This window comes from Bradyrhizobium sp. AUGA SZCCT0431, assembly GCF_018131065.1.
Taxonomy (GTDB): Bacteria; Pseudomonadota; Alphaproteobacteria; order Rhizobiales; family Xanthobacteraceae; genus Bradyrhizobium.
This window is the reverse complement of sequence record NZ_JAFCLR010000090.1, coordinates 1-2,734: the sequence shown is the minus strand read 5'-3', so window position 1 is coordinate 2,734 and position 2,734 is coordinate 1. Positions and strand designations below refer to the sequence as shown.

Sequence of the window (2,734 nt, the reverse complement as noted above, 5' to 3'; positions counted from 1 at the left end):
TGGGCGCACGCGCGCATTTCGGCGGCGGCCATTTCGCGGGCCGCGCTTTTGCGCACCAGGGCTTTGCGCACCATGGCTTCTCGCCTCGGTTTGCAGTGCACCGCGGCCACTTCCATCACCGTCATCACCGCTTCCATAAGTTTGCCTTCGTTGCCGCACCCGTCGCTTTCTCCGCTTACAACTACAGCAGCTGCTGGCGCAGGGTTTGGACACCCTATGGACTGCAGTGGGTCGACGTCTGCAGCGATTATTACGGCTACGGCTACTAGCGGAAGCGAAGTACATCGCGATGGATGTACATCGTGATGGTCGTCACCTAACATCCCAGCAGAAGCAATATCTGCCACGGCTGGTGACGACCGTCACGCGCACTCATTTGCAGCCTCCCAAACGTTGGATTCCTGAGGCAACCTTTGGATTACGTGTGAATTAATTCTGACCGATATGCTGAAGTGAATTTCGGCTTTGACCAGTCGTTCGGAGACGGAACGCCATGATGGGAGGTCACCGCCGCATTCTGGTTGTTGAGGACGACCCGGAAACCGCCGGTCAGCTCGTGGATTCGCTCGCGACCAGCGGCTACCAGGTGGATCTGGCGGCCAATGGCAGTGAGGCACTGAGCCGCGGCGTCGCCAGCGACTATGCCGTGATCACGATTGATCGCATGCTCCCGGACATCGATGGCATTACGGTCATGCGTCAATTGCGCCACGACGGCATCGCAGCACCCGTCCTGATCATCAGTGCGCTTGGAGAAGTCGACGATCGCGTGCGTGGCTTGCGAGCCGGGGGCGACGATTATCTGGTCAAGCCTTTCTCCTTCGTCGAACTGCTGGCGCGGGTTGAGGCGCTTGGCCGCCGCAGTAACACCATTGTCAAAGAAACCATCTTGCGTGTGGGCGATCTCGCGATTGATCTGGTGTCGCGAACCGCCAGCCGATGCGGCAGGGAAATTTCTCTTTTTCCGCGGGAATTCCAACTTCTGGAGTATTTAGTGCGCAACGAAGGTCGCGTGGTATCCCGGGCAATGTTGTTGCAGCACGTCTGGGATCTCCATTTTGATCCCTCAACAAACATCATCGACGTGTATGTTGGGCGGGTCCGTCGCAAAGTCGACGGCCAGCAAGCCTATCCGCTGATCCATACGGTTCGCGGTATCGGGTATTGCCTCCGTGCTCCTGGCTAAGACCTTAAAGTCATCAACCTTCAGGGTCGCGATGATCGCGATCGCCGTCTTTGGTGTGATCGGGTCGGCCATTTTTAGCTACGTCTACCTGTCCACCTCCTCCTATGTGCGCAGCCGATCGGATCGTGCAATCATGACCGAGTATCTGAGCCTGCAAGCTGCTTACGAGCGGGCGGGGCGCGCCGGGCTGATCGCCCTGATTCAACAGCGCATGACCGACAAGAGTTTTGCAGACAGCGCCTACATTCTTGTCGATCCTTCATTGGCCGCTCTGGGCGGGAACATCAAGGTATGGCCGGCGACGGTCACGGCAGCCAGGGGATGGACAGAGTTTCGCGCAGCGGAGCCGTTGCCCGGCACGACAAACCGGCCGCTGCTCCGGGCAATGCTCGAAACATTTCCGAGTGGCGATCGTCTGCTGGTGGGAAGGGATATCAGCGACCTCGACAGCTTTACCGACCAGATCGAGACAGCCGTGATCGCGGGTGTTGCATTGATATTTGTGCTTGCGGGGGTCGCGAGCATCCTGGTGACGCGCCGGACAGTGGGGCGGATTGAAGCGATCAACGCTACCAGCCGAGCCATTATGCTCAGCGGTCTCGACAAGCGGATCCCGCTCCGAGGCACCAACGACGAATGGGATCGCGTTGCGGAGAACCTCAACCTGATGCTGGACCGCATCGAAACCTTGATGGGGGAGGTCAAGCAAGTGAGCGACAATGTCGCGCACGATCTGCGGACTCCACTGACGCGAATGCGGGGACGGCTGGAGAAGGCCTATCACGGTCAGCGCATTGGCGACGATGATCAGTCACTGATAGGCGACACCATCGCCGACCTCGATGCTGTCTTGCGGATATTCTCGTCACTGACGCGGATTGCGCAAATTGAGACCCAGGCACGAAAGGGGGCGTTCCGCACCGTGAATCTGGCCGAAATAGCCAGTGAGGTCGTCGAGTTGTACGACGCAGCCGCCGAACAGGACGGCACCCGTCTCACCGTTGTCGGTGATCGCGAGGTGCTCGTGACCGGCGATCGTGACCTGATCTTTGATGCCATCGCCAATCTCGTGGACAATTCCATCAAGCACGGCCGCGCCGGAGGGCAAATCGTCGTTGCGATCAAAAACATTGATGGCACGCCGGTCATTTCGATCACTGATGACGGGCCCGGAATTCCCGCCGATCAATATGAACACGTTTTCAAGCGCTTTTACCGGCTCGAACACAATCGCTACACGCCGGGAAACGGTCTCGGGCTCAGCCTGGTCGCCGCCGTTGCCCGTCTTCATGGTGCGCGGATCGAAATGCTTGATAACTCGCCAGGTCTCAAGCTCACACTTTGGTTTTCAGCGCCGACTAGTTAGTCGCGGATTGAAGCGACGCGTCGGCGTGATAGCAAATGTCCGCATTTTTCTTTTCGGACATCGCTGCTTTGGCAAGAGTCCGCTTTGGGTCACTCGCGTCGTTCCGACGATGTCCCAGCACATCCGCTTTAGCGCCGCGAACGGACATGATCGGCGCGACCGGTCAGGTCGGAAAAGTGCCA

2 protein-coding genes are annotated in these 2,734 nt (G+C 58.6%); both read left to right on the top strand.

Annotation, left to right across the window (positions count from 1 at the left end):
* The first annotated feature begins 493 nt into the window (after positions 1-493).
* The gene (locus JQ567_RS37840) at positions 494-1,186 is read left to right on the top strand and encodes a response regulator transcription factor (RefSeq protein WP_212443524.1); all 693 of its coding nucleotides are present in this window, start codon (positions 494-496) and stop codon (positions 1,184-1,186) included.
* A gap of 31 nt (positions 1,187-1,217) precedes the next feature.
* Positions 1,218-2,552, top strand: coding sequence for a HAMP domain-containing sensor histidine kinase (locus JQ567_RS37835; protein ID WP_212443523.1), 1,335 nt, complete (start codon positions 1,218-1,220; stop codon positions 2,550-2,552).
* The last annotated feature ends 182 nt before the right edge of the window (positions 2,553-2,734 follow it).

Bases quoted from the DNA above. Each gene is read 5' to 3' on its own strand.
- JQ567_RS37840 (WP_212443524.1), top strand. From the start codon at position 494: ATGATGGGAGGTCACCGCCGCATTCTGGTTGTTGAGGACGACCCGGAA.
- JQ567_RS37835 (WP_212443523.1), top strand. From the start codon at position 1,218: ATGATCGCGATCGCCGTCTTTGGTGTGATCGGGTCGGCCATTTTTAGC.